The sequence below is a fragment of the Pseudoroseicyclus sp. H15 genome (genome assembly GCF_054353345.1).
Genome location: NZ_JBTHJE010000002.1, coordinates 577,640 through 594,349 on the forward strand (window position 1 = coordinate 577,640; position 16,710 = coordinate 594,349).

The 16,710-nt window shown below is 67.9% G+C and carries 17 protein-coding genes; 15 read left to right on the forward strand and 2 right to left on the reverse strand.

Annotated elements, in window-relative coordinates:
* The first annotated feature begins 13 nt into the window (after positions 1-13).
* The 3 genes from ACXN5S_RS06660 (at position 14) to ACXN5S_RS06670 (ending at position 3,486) form a co-directional block, all read left to right on the forward strand.
* Entirely contained in the window at positions 14-982 is a 969-nt protein-coding gene (locus ACXN5S_RS06660) for a substrate-binding domain-containing protein (protein ID WP_458604619.1), read from the forward strand.
* A 63-nt stretch (positions 983-1,045) separates the two neighbouring features.
* Complete coding sequence (locus ACXN5S_RS06665) at positions 1,046-1,639, forward strand: DJ-1/PfpI family protein (protein WP_458604620.1); 594 nt, start codon at positions 1,046-1,048, stop codon at positions 1,637-1,639.
* Between the two features lie 242 nt (positions 1,640-1,881).
* Positions 1,882-3,486 carry a hypothetical protein gene (locus ACXN5S_RS06670; protein WP_458604621.1) on the forward strand — a complete coding sequence of 535 codons (1,605 nt, stop codon included), beginning with the start codon at positions 1,882-1,884 and terminating at the stop codon, positions 3,484-3,486.
* 21 nt (positions 3,487-3,507) lie between these two features.
* On the opposite strand, the gene ACXN5S_RS06675 is transcribed toward ACXN5S_RS06670, so the two are convergent.
* Positions 3,508-3,975: an Lrp/AsnC family transcriptional regulator gene (locus tag ACXN5S_RS06675; RefSeq protein ID WP_458604622.1), complete on the reverse strand. Its 468-nt coding sequence runs from the start codon at positions 3,973-3,975 to the stop codon at positions 3,508-3,510.
* 106 nt (positions 3,976-4,081) lie between these two features.
* On the opposite strand from ACXN5S_RS06675, the gene ACXN5S_RS06680 reads away from it, so the two are divergent.
* The 6 genes from ACXN5S_RS06680 (at position 4,082) to ACXN5S_RS06705 (ending at position 8,394) form a co-directional block, all read left to right on the forward strand.
* Entirely contained in the window at positions 4,082-4,537 is a 456-nt protein-coding gene (locus tag ACXN5S_RS06680) for an RrF2 family transcriptional regulator (protein WP_458604623.1), read from the forward strand.
* 116 nt (positions 4,538-4,653) lie between these two features.
* On the forward strand, positions 4,654-4,857 hold the full coding sequence (locus ACXN5S_RS06685; protein WP_458604624.1) for a hypothetical protein: 204 nt from the start codon (positions 4,654-4,656) through the stop codon (positions 4,855-4,857).
* Positions 4,858-4,883: 26 nt separating this feature from the next.
* On the forward strand, positions 4,884-5,888 hold the full coding sequence (locus ACXN5S_RS06690) for a sulfate ABC transporter substrate-binding protein (RefSeq protein WP_458604625.1): 1,005 nt from the start codon (positions 4,884-4,886) through the stop codon (positions 5,886-5,888).
* A gap of 5 nt (positions 5,889-5,893) precedes the next feature.
* Positions 5,894-6,733, forward strand: coding sequence for a sulfate ABC transporter permease subunit CysT (gene cysT / locus ACXN5S_RS06695; RefSeq protein WP_458604626.1), 840 nt, complete (start codon positions 5,894-5,896; stop codon positions 6,731-6,733).
* Positions 6,726-7,622 (forward strand): sulfate ABC transporter permease subunit CysW, encoded by an 897-nt coding sequence (gene cysW, locus ACXN5S_RS06700; RefSeq protein WP_458604627.1) that lies wholly within the window; start codon positions 6,726-6,728, stop codon positions 7,620-7,622. The genes cysT and cysW overlap by 8 nt, the downstream gene beginning before the upstream one ends.
* Positions 7,623-7,632: 10 nt before the next feature.
* Positions 7,633-8,394 (forward strand): sulfate/molybdate ABC transporter ATP-binding protein, encoded by a 762-nt coding sequence (locus ACXN5S_RS06705; protein WP_458604628.1) that lies wholly within the window; start codon positions 7,633-7,635, stop codon positions 8,392-8,394.
* A gap of 16 nt (positions 8,395-8,410) precedes the next feature.
* Here ACXN5S_RS06705 and ACXN5S_RS06710 read toward each other — a convergent pair whose 3' ends face one another.
* Positions 8,411-9,460, reverse strand: a complete 1,050-nt coding sequence (locus ACXN5S_RS06710) for a LysR family transcriptional regulator (protein WP_458604629.1) — start codon at positions 9,458-9,460, stop codon at positions 8,411-8,413.
* A 177-nt stretch (positions 9,461-9,637) separates the two neighbouring features.
* On the opposite strand from ACXN5S_RS06710, the gene ACXN5S_RS06715 reads away from it, so the two are divergent.
* From ACXN5S_RS06715 to ACXN5S_RS06740, 6 genes are all read left to right on the forward strand, one after another.
* Positions 9,638-10,480: an ABC transporter permease gene (locus tag ACXN5S_RS06715; RefSeq protein ID WP_458604630.1), complete on the forward strand. Its 843-nt coding sequence runs from the start codon at positions 9,638-9,640 to the stop codon at positions 10,478-10,480.
* Entirely contained in the window at positions 10,477-11,322 is an 846-nt protein-coding gene (locus ACXN5S_RS06720; RefSeq protein WP_458604631.1) for an ABC transporter ATP-binding protein, read from the forward strand. Before ACXN5S_RS06715 ends, ACXN5S_RS06720 begins: the two co-directional genes overlap by 4 nt.
* A 95-nt stretch (positions 11,323-11,417) precedes the next feature.
* Positions 11,418-13,133 carry a DUF1800 domain-containing protein gene (locus ACXN5S_RS06725; RefSeq protein ID WP_458604632.1) on the forward strand — a complete coding sequence of 572 codons (1,716 nt, stop codon included), beginning with the start codon at positions 11,418-11,420 and terminating at the stop codon, positions 13,131-13,133.
* 14 nt (positions 13,134-13,147) lie between these two features.
* Positions 13,148-14,389 carry a DUF1501 domain-containing protein gene (locus ACXN5S_RS06730; protein WP_458604633.1) on the forward strand — a complete coding sequence of 414 codons (1,242 nt, stop codon included), beginning with the start codon at positions 13,148-13,150 and terminating at the stop codon, positions 14,387-14,389.
* Between the two features lie 23 nt (positions 14,390-14,412).
* Complete coding sequence (locus ACXN5S_RS06735) at positions 14,413-15,459, forward strand: ABC transporter substrate-binding protein (RefSeq protein ID WP_458604634.1); 1,047 nt, start codon at positions 14,413-14,415, stop codon at positions 15,457-15,459.
* A gap of 273 nt (positions 15,460-15,732) precedes the next feature.
* On the forward strand, positions 15,733-16,689 hold the full coding sequence (locus tag ACXN5S_RS06740) for a TAXI family TRAP transporter solute-binding subunit (protein WP_458604635.1): 957 nt from the start codon (positions 15,733-15,735) through the stop codon (positions 16,687-16,689).
* Positions 16,690-16,710 lie beyond the last annotated feature (21 nt).

Consider the following 16,710-nt stretch of genomic DNA (forward strand, 5'->3'; position numbering starts at 1 on the left):
GAGGAAACGAAACATGACTATCCAGACAAGGACGCGCCTGCTGCTCTCCGCCGCCACGCTCGCGGCGGGGGCTGCCACCGGCGCCGCCGTGCACGCGCAGGACATCGACTTCACCATCGCCGTGTCGATCCCCGCCGCCACCCATGGCTGGACCGGCGGCGTCGTCTACCACGCCGAGCAGGCCGAGCAGCAGATCGAGGCCGCCTACCCGAACATCGACGTCATCGTCTCCACCGCCTCCTCCGCCACGGCGCAGGTCTCGGCGCTGGAGGATCTGTCGGCCACCAACGATCTCGACGCGCTGGTCATCCTGCCCTTCACCTCTGAAGAGCTGACCGGCCCGGTGGAGACGGTCGCCCAGGGCGGCACCTTCATCACCGTGGTGGACCGTGGCCTCTCCGATCCCTCGATCCAGGATCTCTACGTTGCTGGCGACAACATCGCCGTGGGCGCCAACACCGCCGAATGGCTCGTCGACAAGCTCGGCGGCGAGGGCGAGATCGTGGTGCTGCGCGGCATCCCGACGGTCATCGACGACGAGCGCATCCAGGGCTTCCAGGAGGTGATCGAGCAGTCGAACATCGAGATCCTCGACATCCAGTACGCCAACTGGAACCAGGATGAGGCCTTCACGCTGATGCAGGACTACCTCGCCCGCTACCCCAACATCGACGCCGTCTGGGCGAACGATGACGACATGCTCCTCGGCGTGCTCGAAGCGGTCGACATGGCGGAGCGGACGGATGTGCAATACGCCCTCGGCGGCAACGGCATGAAGCAGGTGATCGAGATGGTGATGGACGGCGACGAGCGCACGCCCATCTCCACCCCCTACCCGCCGTCGATGATCGCCTCGGCCATGTACATGACGGCGGCGCAATTCGCCGGCCAGGCGCCGATGCGCGGGTCCTTCCTTCTGGATGCGCCGCTCATCACGCCCGAGAACGCCGAGCAGTTCTACTTCCCCGACTCGCCGTTCTGAGCCCAACCTCGCCCGGCCGGTCAGCGGCCGGGCGACCCCGCGACCCAATTCAGGAGAGAGCAGATGAGCGGCAAGAAGATCCTCATGCTGTGCGGTGAATTCACCGAGGAATACGAGATTTACGTCTACCAGCAGGGGATGGAGGCCGTGGGCCACACGGTTCACGTCGTCTGCCCCGACAAGAGCGCCGGCGAGGTCATCGCCACCTCGCTGCACGATTTCGAAGGCCACCAGACCTATACGGAAAAGCCCGGCCACAACGCCGAGATCAACAAGACCTTCTCCGAGGCCGAGGCCGAGCTCGACAGCTACGATGCCGTCTACGCCGCCGGCGGGCGGGGGCCGGAGTACATCCGCACCGATCCGCGCGTGCAGGCGATCGTGAAGCACTTCCACGACACCGGGAAGCCGATCTTCACCATCTGCCACGGCGTGCAGATCCTGATGGCGGTGCCGGGCGTTCTGAAGGGCCGCACCGTCGCCGGCCTCGGCGCCTGCGCGCCCGAGGTGGTCGCCGTCGGCGGCACCTTTTACGACGCCGACCCCAAGGAGGCCTATGTCGACGGCAACATGGTCTCCGCCAAGGGCTGGACGGCGCTGGCCGCCTTCATGCGCGAATGCCTGAAGGTGCTCGGCACAGAGATCCGCCACAGCTGAGCGGCGGGAGAATGTGCCAAGCGGCCGTCCGGGATGCCGGGCGGCCGCGTTGCGTTTTCAGGGGCCGCTCTAGTGGACGCGGTCAGTGGCATCACTCGCGAAGCCCCGAAAAAGTTGATCTTCACGGAATCGTGTGCCAGTTTTCACCCATTTGGGAGGCTGGTCCCCTGCGACAGATACTTAAGACATTCGCCGCGCTCGCCCTTGCTCTTAGCGCCACCGGTGCCTCTGCCCAGCAAGGCGTGTTTCACCCCTACCCCGCACAGCAGACCGATCTGACCTTTCTGGTCATCGCTGCCGACGGCACGCACCACCGCCTGGTGATCCGCTACAGCGCGCAGGTTTCCAAATCCGAATGGCAGACCGGCGAGAGCGCCGAGATTTCCTTCAGCCGGTTCGACCTGAAGGACGACCGCCAGTGTCACTATGAGCTGATGTTCGAGCATCGCCGCTCCATCGCCGCCTCTGTCAACGCAGTCACCGGAGTGACGAGCGAGCTGTCGAGCGATTTCGTCTCCGGCCGCGTCGGCCCGCCGAACCAGATGTCTGGCCTCGACCTCGGTGACTGGGTGATCGCGACAGTCTTCGGGATGTTCTCGGACCTCGGCCGCGCCGGAACGGAAGTAGGAAGGGTCTGGGAGGCGCTCGACTGGAATGTGGACCGCATCGAGGACGTCTTTTCCTTGCCCGGGCAGGCCGTCGCCCTCGCCAGCGCGTTCACGGTCTCTGGCATCGAGCTCTTCGGCCGGTCTATGGGCCGCGCAGTTGGGTTGAGAACGGGCATAAATTGCGGCGAGGCGCGGCCGTTGATCGACGCGAATGTGCGGCTCGCACAGGCCGGGTTTCACTCCTCGGCCAAGGCGCTCGGGTATTACGACTTTTTCACCGAAATGTGGGCCCGCACGTCGGAAGACTGGCGCTATGTCAACCGGGTGACAGGCTGGGGCGTGCCTGCCTACCTCGTGATCCCGCTGGACATCCCCGAGGGCTATGAGGAGGTCGCCGAGATCTGGCCGCAGGCGCTCGCCGAACGGCTGTACCCGGGCGCGCCGGAGGCCGTGGGTGCCGATGTGGCGGCCCTTGGTGCCGACGTGACGCCGATGGACGTCGCCGGCGCCGTGCTGCCCGCGGCGCTGGCCGCCTATGAGAGCGAGCTGACGGCCGCGCGGACCGACCTGCCAGACGCGATCACCGATATGCTGACGTTCATCGTCACGGAAGACGAGCTGTCGCGCCGCATCAACTCCTTCACTCACACGTTCGAGCGGCCGGCCTCGCCTGCAGCCATCCTGCTGGGCGTCGACCCCGAATTGACCGAGGTAGAGATCCCGAGCTGCATCGTCGTCGCCGACGGCCTCCCCGGTAGATTTGTCGCCAGCATGTATCGCGACGGCGTCGACCCCGATGCGATCCCGGAACGCGCGCGGTACGGGCAGATCGTCGAGCGGCTTTCAGCTCTCGAAGCCGCTGGACGCCAGCTTGAATCGGCGCACCGTGCTTTCTTCCCCGCGGAGTCCGCCCCAAACGTGCTGGACGAGGCGGCAGAGTTCGTGCTCGGGCAGGGCGAGCGCATGACGTTCGTCGCCGGTTTCCTGGCGGCGAAGGCTCGCTGCGAGTCCACGGTGATCTTGCCGGGCCGAAATGACGAGCCGGTGCTTCTGGACGGCCTCGAGTGGGAGCAGATTCGCGATATCCTAGTGCTGAGCGACGGCGTGACCGACCCGCTGCCCGACGATCTGTTCCGGGGCATCGACCAGCTCGATCCCGGCAACATCCGGGTGATCGAAGAGGTCGACCCCGGCATGCTGGACGCCGCGCTGAACGAATTGCAACAGATGAGCCGGTAACCGCGCCGGGGGCCCCCCGCTCTACTCCTTCAGGTCCATCGGCAGGGCGCCCGCGCGTTTGACATTCTCCAGCACGAAGAGCGAGGTGATGTTGCGCAGGGGGATGGCGTCGGCGAGCCGGCGGCAGATCTCGTCGTAATGCGCTACGTCTCGCGCCACGATGCGCAGCATGTAGTCGAAGCCGCCGGCGACGCGGTGCGCTTCGATGACCTCGGGTATTTCGGCCACCGCCTTGCCGAAGGCACGGCGCCAGGCCGAGGTCTGCTCCGGCGCCTCGACCTCCGCGAAGATGCAAAGCGCGAAGCCCAGCTTTTCCGGCGCCACCAGCGCCACGCGGCCGAGAATCACCCCCTGCTCCTGCAGGCGCTGCACCCGCTTCCAGCAGGGCGTGGGCGACAGGCCCACCATCTCTGCCAGCTTCGCCGTGGTGATCGTCGCATCCGCCATCAGGGCGGCGACGATGCGGCGATCGGTGCGGTCGAGCTGCATGGCAGACCTCCTTGCGGGGCACTCCCGCACCCAAATCTCTATCGGTTTACTGCGGTTTCTGGCAACACGACTGTTCCGGGCGGGATTTCGTGTCTAGGATCACCCCATGTTCACGCAGAAAACGAAGTACGCGCTCAAGGCGATGATGGCTCTCGGCGAGCTGCCCGAGGGCGAGGCGCTGACCATCGAGCAGATCGCGGCCCAGGCCGGCACGCCGAAGCGCTTTCTCGAACATATCCTGCTCGATCTGCGCAAGGCGGGCTATCTGGCCGCGCGGCGCGGGCGCAACGGCGGCTATCTGCTCGCCCGGCCGGCCAAGCGCATCCCGCTCGGCGAGCTGCTGCGGCTGACCGACGGGCCCATCGCGCCCCTGCCCTGCCTTTCCCGCACGGCCTACCGCCGTTGCGAGGATTGCCCCGACGAAGAGACATGCCGCCTGCGCAAGGTCTTCGGCGAAGTCTTCTGGAGCTACCTGCTGCTCATCGAATCGCTGACCCTGCAGGACCTGCTGGAGCGCGACAAAAGAACAGACGCGCTGCACGGCTCTCTCGCCGGAGAATGATCTTTCCCTGACCTGCCATCCCGGAGCATGGCGCCCTCTCCCTATAAACACGATAAATCCGGTAGATTTATTGTTGTAAGCCGAGTGATCGGCCCGAACGAAGGGAGACAGACAGCATGCCAAGCCCGGAACATATCTCTGGCCGCACCTGCCTCGTGCGCCTGATGGACAGACGGACCGGAGCGCCCCTGCGCGTGAACGGGTCGGTCCTCGCCCTCTTCACCCGCGACCCCGACGATGCCGTGCGCGAGCTCATGGCCGGCCGCGACAGGGCGCAATGGGAGCCGCGGATCGACCCGCTCGGCAGCCCGCAGGCCTGAACCGGCCTCCAACAAGGATCAGCATCATGACAAAGCTCCATGCCGGCATCGCCGCCGCGCTCGCCGCCAGCACCGCCGTGGTCACGCCCGTCTTCGCCGACACGACGCTGCTCAACGTCTCCTACGATCCCACGCGCGAATTCTACCGCGCCTACAACGAGTGGTTCGCCGCCTGGTGGCAGGCGCAGGGCAACGAGCCCGTCACAATCGAGCAAAGCCATGGCGGCTCCGGCGCGCAGGCGCGGGCAGTGATCGACGGGCTGGGGGCGCAGGTGGTGACGCTAGCCCTCGCCTCCGACATCGACGCCATCGCCGAGGCGACGGGCAATCTGCCGGCCGACTGGCAGGCGAGCCTGCCGCACAATTCCTCGCCCTACACCTCGACCATCGTCTTCCTCGTCCGCGAGGGGAACCCGAAGGGCATCGCCGATTGGGGCGACCTCGTGGGCGACGGCGTCCAGGTGATCACGCCGAACCCCAAAACCTCCGGCGGCGCGCGCTGGAACGTCCTCGCCGCCTGGGGCTGGGCCCTGCGACAGGAGGGCGGCAGCGAAGAGAGCGCCCGTGCCTATGTGACGGAGCTCTTTGCCCATGTCCCGGTGCTAGATTCTGGCGCTCGGGGCGCCACGACCACCTTCACCCAGCGCGGCGTCGGTGACGTTCTGCTGACATGGGAAAACGAGGCCTTCCTCGCCCTCGCCGAGATGGGCGAGGACCAGTTCGACATCGTCGTCCCCTCCCTCTCCATCCGCGCCGACCCGCCGGTGGCGCTGGTCGAGGCGAACCTTACCGACGACGCCCAGCGCGCCGCCGCCACCGCCTATCTGGAGCAGCTCTACGCCCCCGAGGCGCAGGCCCTGGCCCTGCAGTACTACTATCGCGCCTGGGACACCTCCGCCGCGGCGGAGGAGGATATCGCCCGCTTCCCCGAGATCGAGCTCTTCGGCATCGAGGATTTCGGCGGCTGGGCCGAGGCGCAGCCCGCCTTCTTCGGCGCGGGCGGCATCTTCGACCAGATCTACGAGGAGTGAGACCCATGCGCTCCCGCACCCTCCGCGCCCCCTCGCCGTTGCCCGGTTTCGGCCTGGCGATGGGCATCACGCTGGCGGCGCTCGGCATCATCGTGCTCCTCCCGCTCGGCGCGCTCGTCGGGCGCGGGGTGGCGATGGGGCCGGCGGAGCTGGCCGGCCACCTCGGCAGTCGCCGGGTGATGCATGCTCTGCTGCTGTCGTTCCGGGCGGCGCTGGTCGCCTCGGCCATCAACATGGTCTTCGGCACCGCCCTCGCCTGGGTGCTGGCGCGCTACCGCTTTCCCGGCCGCCGGCTGGTGGATGCGGCGGTCGACCTGCCCTTTGCCCTGCCGACAGCCGTGGCCGGCATCGCGCTGACGGCGCTCTATGCGCCCAACGGCGCCTTCGGGCAGATCCTCGCCCCGCTCGGCATTCAGGTCGCCTATACCGAGCTCGGCATCTGGATGGCGCTGATCTTCGTGGGCCTGCCCTTCGTGGTGCGCACGGTCCAACCCGTCATCGCCGAGATCGAGGTGGAGACGGAGGAGGCCAGCGCCACGCTGGGCGCCAGCCGGGCGCGCACGCTTGCCCGCGTGGTGCTTCCGGTGCTGACACCGGCGATCCTCACCGGCTTCGCGCTCGCCCTTGCCCGCGCCGTTGGCGAATACGGCTCGGTCATCTTCATCGCCGGCAACCTGCCCAACCTGACGGAGATCGCCCCCCTGCTCATCGTCATCCGGCTGGAGGAGTTCGATTACGACGCTGCCGCGTCGATCGGCCTTGCGATGCTGCTGATCTCCTTCGCCATGCTGCTCGCCATCAACCTGCTCCAGGTCTGGAGCCGCCGGAGGATCGGACATGTCTGACGCTCTGCTCACCCCCGTGGCTGTCGCCCCGCCCCGGCGGCAGCGGCGCAGCCGGTCGGCGATCACCGAGGCGCCCTTCGCCCGCTGGGCGCTGATCGTGACCGTCATGGCCCTGACCGGCATCCTGCTGATCGCGCCGCTGGCAATCGTCTTCACCGAGGCGCTGGCCGACGGCCCCCTCGCCCTTCTCGCCGCCATTTCGCAGCCCGACGCGCGGGCGGCGATCCGGCTGACGCTTACGACAGCGCTGGTGGCCCTGCCGCTCAACGCGGCCGTCGGCCTCGCCGCCGCCTGGGCCATCGCCAAGTTCGACTTTCGCGGCAAGGCGGTGCTGATCACGCTGATCGACCTGCCCTTCTCGGTCTCGCCCGTCGTCGTCGGCCTGTCGCTGATCCTGCTCTTCGGCGCCCATGGGGCGCTCGGCCCTTGGCTGGTGGCGCATGACATCCGCATCGTCTTCGCGCTGCCGGCGATCATCCTCGCCACCCTCTTCGTCACCTTCCCCTTCGTCGCCCGCGAGCTGATCCCGGTGATGATGGAGCAGGGCCGCGCCGAGGAAGAGGCCGCCCTCACCCTCGGCGCCCGTGGCTGGCGCGCTTTCCGCACGGTGACGCTGCCCAACGTTCGCTGGGCACTGCTCTACGGGGTGCTCCTCTGCAATGCCCGGGCGATGGGCGAGTTCGGCGCCGTCGCCGTCGTCTCCGGCAAGATCCGGGGGCAAACCACCACCATGCCGATCATGATCGAGATGCTCTACAACGAGTATCTCTCCGTCGCCGCCTTCTCGCTGGCCGCGCTTCTGGCGCTGCTCGCCCTCGTCACGCTCGGCCTGAAAGCGCTGCTGGAATGGCGCCACGCCGACCTCATCGCCGCCACCCGCCGGCATTAGGAGAGAGCCCATGAACATCGAGATTCAGGACATCGCCAAGACCTTCGGCACCACCGCGGCGCTGCACCCCGTGCGCCTCTCCGTGCCCGACGGCGCGCTGGTCGCCCTGCTTGGCCCGTCGGGCTCGGGCAAGACGACGCTGCTGCGCATCATCGCGGGGCTGGAGACACCGACCTCCGGGCGCCTGCTCTTCGACGGGCGCGACGGAACGGGACTGACGGTGCAGGAGCGGCGGGCGGGCTTCGTCTTTCAGAACTACGCGCTGTTCCGGCACATGACGGTGTTCGAGAACATCGCCTACGGCCCGCGCGCCCTGCCCCGCAGCCGCCGCCCGGCAGAGGCCGAGATCCGGCGCCGCGTCACGCAGCTGCTGGAGATGATCCGCCTGCCCGAGATCGGCAGCCGCTTCCCCGCCCAGCTCTCCGGCGGGCAGCGCCAGCGGGTCGCCCTCGCCCGGGCTCTGGCCATCGAGCCGAAGATGCTGCTGCTCGACGAGCCCTTCGGCGCGCTCGACGCCAAGGTCCGCAAGGAGCTGCGCGCGGGCCTCCGCGAGGTGCATGACGCGACCGGGCTGACGAGCCTCTTCGTGACGCATGACCAGGAAGAGGCCATGGCGCTCGCCGATCTCGTCGTCGTCATGTCCATGGGCCGCATCGAGCAGGTCGGAACGCCCGAAGAGATCACCAGCGCGCCCCGCTCGGCCTTTGTGCGCGACTTTATCGACCGCCCGGCGGGGTTTGGCGCCGAACCCCGGCGGGAGGGTGCTCTCTAGCCCCCACGCTGAACTGTCACTCGCTGCGCTGGCGGAGCGAGGCCGACAGGAACGGCGGGGTCGACAGCAGGCCGTCGAAGGTGAAGCTCGCCCCCGCCTCCTGCAGGCAGCCGACCAGCGTCGCCAGCGGCTCCAGCCGCCGCTGCTGGGACAGGACGAGGGCCACCACGCGCCGGGGCGGGACGTTCAGGATATACCGGCGCAGCCCGGCCGAATTGGGCAGCACATTCGTCGCCAGGGCCGGCGCGATGCACACGCCCGTCCCGGCCCGCGCGAAGCTGAGCGCGGTCTCGAAGCTGCGGCAGCGGGCGATGGGGTGGTGCCCCGGCAGAAGCCGGTCGTACCAATCGCCCACCCGCGTGCCATGCGAGCTGCCGAATACGAAGTGCACCGAGCGGCGCAGCACCTGCCGCTGCTCCGCCGACAACTCGTTCTCGGGGTCGGTGACACCGTCAAGGTTCAGAAATTCCGGCACGACGAGGACATACGGATCCTCCATCACCGGCACCTGGTCGAAATCGCCCAGCATGTTGCCGCTCAGCGAATTGGCGGCAACGAGGCCGGCGTTGATCCGCCTTGTATGCAGCAGCTCGATCACCTCGGCGGGCGCGCTTTCGCGGATATCGAAGCTGACATCGGGGAACTGGGGCTGCACCTGGCCCACGGCCATCGGCAGCACGTGCCGCAAGACGGAATCGAGCCCCGCCAGCCGGATGACCGGCTGATGGTCGCCGCGAAACCGCGCGAGCCCGTCTTCGGCCTCGAAGAGGATACGCAGCATCTCGTCGACATGCGGCAGCAGGAAGCGCCCCGCCTCGGTCAGCTCCATCTCGCCGGGGCGGCGGTGGAAGAGCCGGGTGCCGATGGTCAGCTCTAGCTTGCCGAGCTGCAGCGACAGCGTGGGCTGGGTGAGGCCGAGATCCTTGGCGGCGCGCGTCAGCGTCTCGGCGCTGGCGACGGCGCGGAAGATGCGCAGCTGATGCAGCGTTGGCCCGTTGCCGGCCCGCTGGGCGGGCGGCCCGTCGGCAAGATTGTCATCGCCGCCTGTCGCGGACGCGTCCTCCATCGTGCTGCTCTCTCCTTCTTCAGGTCTGTCCGTCTTAGCCGGGCCGGCCTTGGGAGACGTCAATATCGCATATCCGCCTTTCCGATGGTTCTCGTCCATACCCTGCGTTAGCACTCTAGGCGGGAGGGGGGCCGACCGCAGCACAAGCCGGCGGGCCCCGAGATGGAGGACAGCCAGATGAGCAGGCCGGATCGCCGTGCCGCCGAAGCGCCGGCAGCCGAGGCGGCCAAGCCGCGCATTCGGCCCGTGCGCCATGCGCGCCGGCCGCCGGGGCGGGGCAGTCTGGTGGGTTGGCAGGTGCTGATCCTCGTGAGCATCGTCGCGGGCATGCAGCTGCTCAACATGACCTCCGGCAATCTCGTGATGCCGAGCCCGGTGGATGTGGTGCGCCAGAGCATCATCATGTGGAGCGACGGCACCATGCTGCGCGCCCTCGGCCAGTCGCTGACCGTGCTGGGCCTGGGCTTCATTCTTGCCGCCAGCACCGGCATCGGCATCGGCATCCTCTTTGGCGGCTTTCCCCGGATCGGGCGGGTGTTCGACCCCTTCGTGAACGCCATCAACGCCACGCCCGGCGCCGCCTTCATCCCGCTCGTCATCGTCTGGTTCGGCCTCTACACCGAGGCAAAGGTGGTCGTGGTGTGGAATGCGGCGGTCTTCCCCATCCTCATCAACACCACGGGCGGGATCGCTAATGCCAACAAGGACCTGATCGAGATGGCCGAGAGCTTCGGTGCCAAGCGGCGGCAGCTCTTCTGGCAGGTGATGGTGCCCGACGCGATGCCGTCGATCCTCTCGGGCCTGCGCATCGGCGCGGCGGTCTGCATCGTCGGCACGGTGATCGCCGAGCTGACGATGGCGCAGTCGGGGCTGGGGGGAGAGATGATCAAGGCCGGCAACCGCTTCCAGATGGACAAGTACTTCGCCGTCGTCATTGTCATGATGGCCCTCGGCTCGCTGATCACCATCGCCCTCAGGATGGCGGAGCGGCGGTTCGGGCGCTGGCGCCTGTCGCTGTGAGCGAGGGGGCGGGTCAGCCGCTGATCTCCCTGCGGGGGGTCGGCAAGAGCTTCGGCGACGGCGCGGTCGTGGCACTGGAGGATATCACCTTCGACGTGGCGCCGGGGGAGTTCGTCAGCCTGGTCGGGCCCTCGGGCTGCGGCAAGACCACGCTGCTGCGCCTCATCGACGGGCTGACGCAGGCCGACGAGGGCGAGGTGCTCGTGAAGGGCCGCCCGCCGGGGCCGAGCACCGACATCGCCATGGTCTTCCAGTCCGCCCGCCTGCTGCCGTGGCGCACCATCGCCGGTAATATCGAGTTCGTTCTCGGCCTGCGCGGCCTGCCCAAGGCCGAACGGCGCACACGCGCACGCTCTCTCCTCGGCGCAGTGGGCCTGCGCGATTTTGCCGAGGCCTATCCGCACCAGCTTTCGGGGGGCATGCAGCAGCGCGTCGGCCTCGCCCGGGCGCTGGCGGTGGAGCCGGAGGTGCTGCTGATGGACGAGCCCTTCGCCGCCCTCGACGCCATGACGCGGGAGACGCTGCGGACGGAGCTGCTGCGCATGTGGACGCGCCGGAAGATGGCGGTGGTCTTCGTTACCCACGACATCGACGAGGCGGTGATCCTCTCGCAGCGGGTCATCGTGCTGCGCCCCCGCCCCGGCCGGATGGACACGATCATGCCGGTCGATCTGCCCGAGCCGCGGTGGGAGCATGACCCCCGCGGCCAGCCCGCCTTCGCCGAGCTTCGGCAGGCGCTCTGGGCGCGGATCCACGACATGGCCCGCGACGGCGCGGCGCTGGAGGAACTGGCAGGCGCCCTCTCCGGGGAAGGCGCTGACAAGGCCGATCCTGGCCGATAGAGCTTTCCTATCGCATTGATAGAGCGCCGAAACCTGCCTGGTGCCCTACCTTACCTATCGAGACGCGCCGCGGGAGGGCGGCGTTGGGAGGACCCATGCCTAGAGTGGAAGAGCTGGCCCCGGTCAGCGCCAATGACTGGTCGCGTGCGCGCGCCCTGCACCTTTTGAACCGCGCCGGCTTCGGCGGCACACCAGCCGAAATCGATGCGCTCGCCGCGATGACACCCGAAGCCGCCGTCGAGCATATGCTGACCGGCGCGCCCGGCGCGGCACCCCTGCCCGCCTTCGACGAATCCGGCTTCTGGGAGCCGAGCTTCGCTGACTTCCCGCCTTCGCGCCCCGCCGCCACCGAGGCGGCCGAGCAGCATGGCGCGGCGCTCGGCGTGAAAGTCAAACCCGGCGGCAGCCGGCCGCTGCAGCCGGTGACCAACCGCTTCTTCTACTGGCTGCGTGCCACGACTCTGGAAACCCGCCGCCTCGCTTTCTGGTGGATGGAGCGGATGGTGACGACGCCGCATCCGCTGGAAGAGAAGATGACCCTCTTCTGGCACGGCCACTTCGCCACCAGCGAGGAAAAGCTCCGCGATTACCGCAAGATCCACCAGCAGCTGGAAACGCTGCGCGCCGGCGCCCTCGGCTCCTTCCGCGACCTCTTGGAGGCTGTGTCGAAGGACCCGGCGATGCTCGTCTTCCTCGACGCCACGCACAACGTGAAGGGCGCGCCCAACGAGAACTTCGGCCGCGAGGTGATGGAGCTCTTCACCATGGGCGTCGGCAATTACACCGAGGATGACATCCGCGAGGCCGCCCGCGCCTTCACCGGCTGGACGAACGATGACCTCGCCTTCGCCTTCGACCCCGCCCTGCACGACGACGGCGAGAAACGCTTCCTCGGCCAGCGCGGGCGCTTCGATGGCGACGATATCCTGCGCATCATCCTGCAGCAGGAGCAGACGGCGATCTACATCGCCTCAAAGCTCTACCGCTTCTTCGTGCGGGAAGAGATTTCGCCCGACTTCGCAGTACGCCTCGGCGCCCTGCTCCGCGATGGCGATTACGAGATCCGCCCCTTCCTGCGCACAATCTTCCTGTCGGAGGATTTCCACGCCGAGCCGTCGATTGCGACGCATATCCACTCGCCCACGGAGCTGATCGCCACCACCTACCGCAAGCTCGGGCTGAACACCCTGCCCGGCGTGCCCGACCCGTGGAGCGTGGGCAAGACGCTTGGCCAGGTGCTGCTCACCCCACCGACTGTGGCGGGCTGGAGCGAGGGGCGCGCGTGGATCACGCCGGGCCTGCTGTTCGAGCGCGGCAACTTCGCCAAGGACGTCATGTTCCCCGACATGATCTCCTTCCGCGACCCCAACCTCGACCCCGGCGGCGAGGTGCGGCGCGTCAACCGCAACCTCAACGAAGGGATGGAGATCACGGCGGCGACGCTGGAAGACGGCGCCGCCCCCAGTTCCGCCGATGGCATCCAGGAGAGCTTCAACACCCGCTATGCCAGCGTCATCGGCTGGCAGGAGGCGATGCGGAAGCTCAAACCCATCCCTCGCGTCCCCGCGCAATTCTCGCTGACCGAGATGGTGAAGGAGACCGGCGCCACGACCACCGAACAAGCGGTAGACGCCCTCTCCTCCCGCTTCCTGCCCTTGCCGCTCGACGGCGCCGCCCGCGCCGCGCTGGTGGAGATGCTGGAGGGCGAACTCGGCACCTCCGACCTCGCCGAGGCGGAAGGATATCTGGAATTCGGCCTGAGGCTGGTCGCGCACGGCATCATGTGCGCCCCCCAGTACCAGCTGGCCTGACCCGGGAGGACCCGATGGCAAAGACCCCGAAACTCACCCGCGACGAGAAGGACGGCCTGCTCCGCTCCGGCTATGGCAGCATGGTCATGGAAGGCGCCGGCGGCATCACCACCTCGCCCGTCTGGTCGAAGACGACCGAGAAGGCGGCCGGCGAGCGCATCCTCGTGATCGTCGAGCTCTCCGGCGGCAATGACGGGCTGAACACCGTCATTCCCTATGCCGACGACGCCTATTACCGCGCCCGCCCGAACCTCGGCATCCGCCCCGAGAAGGCGGTGGCCATCGACGATCACTTCGCCTTCCAGAAATCCATGACCGGCTTCGAGCGGCTGTGGAAGGACGGGCAGATGGCCATCGTCCACGGCGTCGGCTACGACCAGCCGTCCTTCTCGCATTTCTCGTCGATGGCCTTCTGGCAGACGGGCGCGCCAAACAGCGGCGAGGCGAACGGCTGGCTCGGGCGCATGGCCGATGCCATCGACCCGCTCGGCCACCGCAGCAACTTCCTCGTCAATATCGACGACCACCAGTCGCTCGCCGTGCGCGCGATGAACCACGTCCCCCTCGTTTTCGACGACCCGCAGAAGTTCACCCGCCGCGCCTTCGAGGCGGAGGCGGAGGCGATGGCGGCGGTCGACCGGCGGGGGAATGGCGGCGGCAATGCCTCGCTCGACTTCCTCTTCGACATCGCCGCCTCGGCCAGCAAGTCCGAGCGGCTCGTCCGCGACGCGTGGAGCGCCTACCAGACGCCGGTCGATTACGGCCTCGTCCCGTGGGGGCTGGAGCGGGTGGCGGCGCTGATCGCCGCCGACTTCCCCACCCGGGTCTACTACGTGCCCTACCGCAACAACGCCTTCGACACGCATGTCTACCAGGGCGACCTGCACGCGCGGCTGTGGTCCTACACCGCCGACCACATCGCCGCCTTCATGCGCGACATGGAGCGTCTGGGCCGCGCCGACGACGTGGTGCTGATGGCCTTCAGCGAGTTCGGCCGCCGCGTGGCGGAGAACACCTCGCTCGGCACCGACCACGGCACCGCTGGCCCCGCCTTCATCCTCGGCAAGCCCATCGAGGGCGGCCATTACGGCGGGATGCCCAGCCTCACCGATCTCGAGGAAGGCAACCTCCGCTACACGACCGACTTCCGCCGCATCTACTCCACCCTCATCCGGGGCTGGATGGGGCAGGAGGATGTCTCCGCCGTCCTCAAGGACGATTTCGACCCGCTGCCGGTGTTCCGCCGCGCCGCCTGACTGCCCTTAAAGGACGTGACCCCATGATGAACCGCCGTCTTCTCCTCGCCTCCTCCGCCGCCCTCTCCCTCGCGCTGGCCGCCACTGGCGCCGCCGCGCAAGAGAGCGACATGGAGCAGCTGACCATCGCGCTCGCGGTGGATGACGCCAATTTCAACCTCACCACCGGTTCCGTCTTCCGCCTCGCGCAGGAATTCGGCTTCTTCGAGAAGCACGGGCTGGAGGTGACCTATGTGGCGCTCGACGGCACCCCGCAGGCCGCTGCCGCCCTGCAATCCGGCGACGTAGACGCCGCCGATATCGGCATGGACGCCGCCATCCGCCTCGTCGCGCAAAACGACTTTCCGATCCGGGGCATCGTCGCCACCGCCACTGGCAGCCCCTTCCTGATCGCGGCCGTGGACGACATCGAGAGCATCGAGGATCTCGAGGGCCGCAGCTATGCCATCGCCGACAATGGCAGCCTCGATCACAACCTTACCCAGTCCGCCCTGCGCGGCATGGGCATGTCGCCGGACGCCCCATCCTACGTTGCCATCGGCGCGCCGGCGGTGCGGGTGCAGGCGCTGGCGGCGGGCCAGGTGGATGCGACCACCGTCTCCTTCGGCACCTACGGGGCCATCGAAGGCACGCCCGGCTTCCATGTCGTGATGGATGCCGACGAGTTCTCGCAATTCGCCCCGCCGATGTCGAAATTCCTCGCGGTGCATGAAGACACCATCGCCGAGAAGGACGAAGCGCTCCTGCGGCTCACCGAGGCGCTGATCGACGCCGCGCGCGACATGGAGGCTCACCCGGATCGCTGGGTCGAGGCCGCCGTTGCTGCCCGGCCGGACATCTCGCGCGAGAATATCGAGCGCAATGCCGCGTTCCTGACAACGCGCTGGTGCATCAACGGCTGCTTCGACCCGGCCGAGCTGCAGACCTCCGTGGACTTCATTTACGCCAACCCCGATTTCGAGGATGTGCCCGTCGTGCCGGCGGAGGCGCTGGTGGATTTCAGCTTCACCGAGCGCGCGCTGGAAGAGCTCGGAACCGTCGGTGGCGAGGGGCTCGACGCGCGGAGCTGAGCCGGCTTTCAGCGCTGGACCATTGGAGAGCGGGCTGCCTGCGATGCGGGCGGCCCGTTTTCTATTGCGCGGGCGGCCAGATCGGGCGGCGAAAGCGGCGCCACAGGTAACCCACTGTACAAAAAATAGAATTTTAACTTCAGGCACTATCTCGCCCGGCCCCGGGCAATACATTGCCCGCCAGATCGGCCCTCTCAGCGCGTAACGTTTGGGAAATCGGCGCCTCCTGGTGCCTCATCCTGCCCGGCGGTCATCGCCAACAGGGAGGAAACCATGACCTATTTGACAGCCGCGCTACGCGGCTCCGTTGTCGCATCCGTGCTCGGCCTCGCGGCCACCGGCGCCCATGCGCAGGAATTCATCAACGTGCTGACCGGCGGCACCTCGGGCGTCTACTACCCGCTCGGCGTCGGCCTTTCCAACATCTACGGCGAGAACATCGAGGGCGCCCGCACGCAGGTGCAATCGACCAAGGCCTCGGTCGAAAACCTCAACCTGCTGCAGGAAGGCCGCGGCGAGATCGCCTTCGCGCTGGGTGACAGCGTCGCCGCCGCGTGGAACGGCGACGAAGAGGCCGGCTTCCCCGCCCCGCTCGACCATCTGCGCGGCATCGCGGCCATCTATCCCAACTACATCCAGCTCGTCGCGCTCGAAGAAAGCGGCATGACCACGCTGGCCGATCTGGCGGGTGCCGCCGTCTCCGTCGGCGCGCCGGCCTCGGGCACCGAGCTGAACGCGCGGGCCATCCTTGGCGCGGCGGGCATGTCGTATGACGATCTCGGCAAGACCGAATATCTGCCCTTCGCCGAATCCGTCGAGCTGATGAAGAACCGCCAGCTCGATGCGACGCTGCAATCGGCGGGCCTCGGTGTCGCCTCGATCCGCGACCTCTCGACCTCCGTGGCCATCACCGTCGTGGAGATCCCGGCCGAGATCGCCGAGACGCTCGGCGCCCCCTACCAGGCCGCAATGATCCCCGCAGGCACTTATGACGGGCAGGACGAGGACGTGCCGACCATCGCCATCTCGAATTACCTCGTCTCGCATGATGGCGTCTCCGACGAGACGGCCTACCAGATGACGAAGCTGCTCTTCGAGAACATCGAGACGCTCACCTCCTCGCACCAGGCCGCCGCCTCGATCATGCTGGAGCATGCGCTCGACGGCATGCCCGTGCCGCTGCACCCGGGCGCCGAGCGCTACTACCGCGAGCAGGGCCTGATCGACTGATCGGCCCCTGACGCCAGCCGC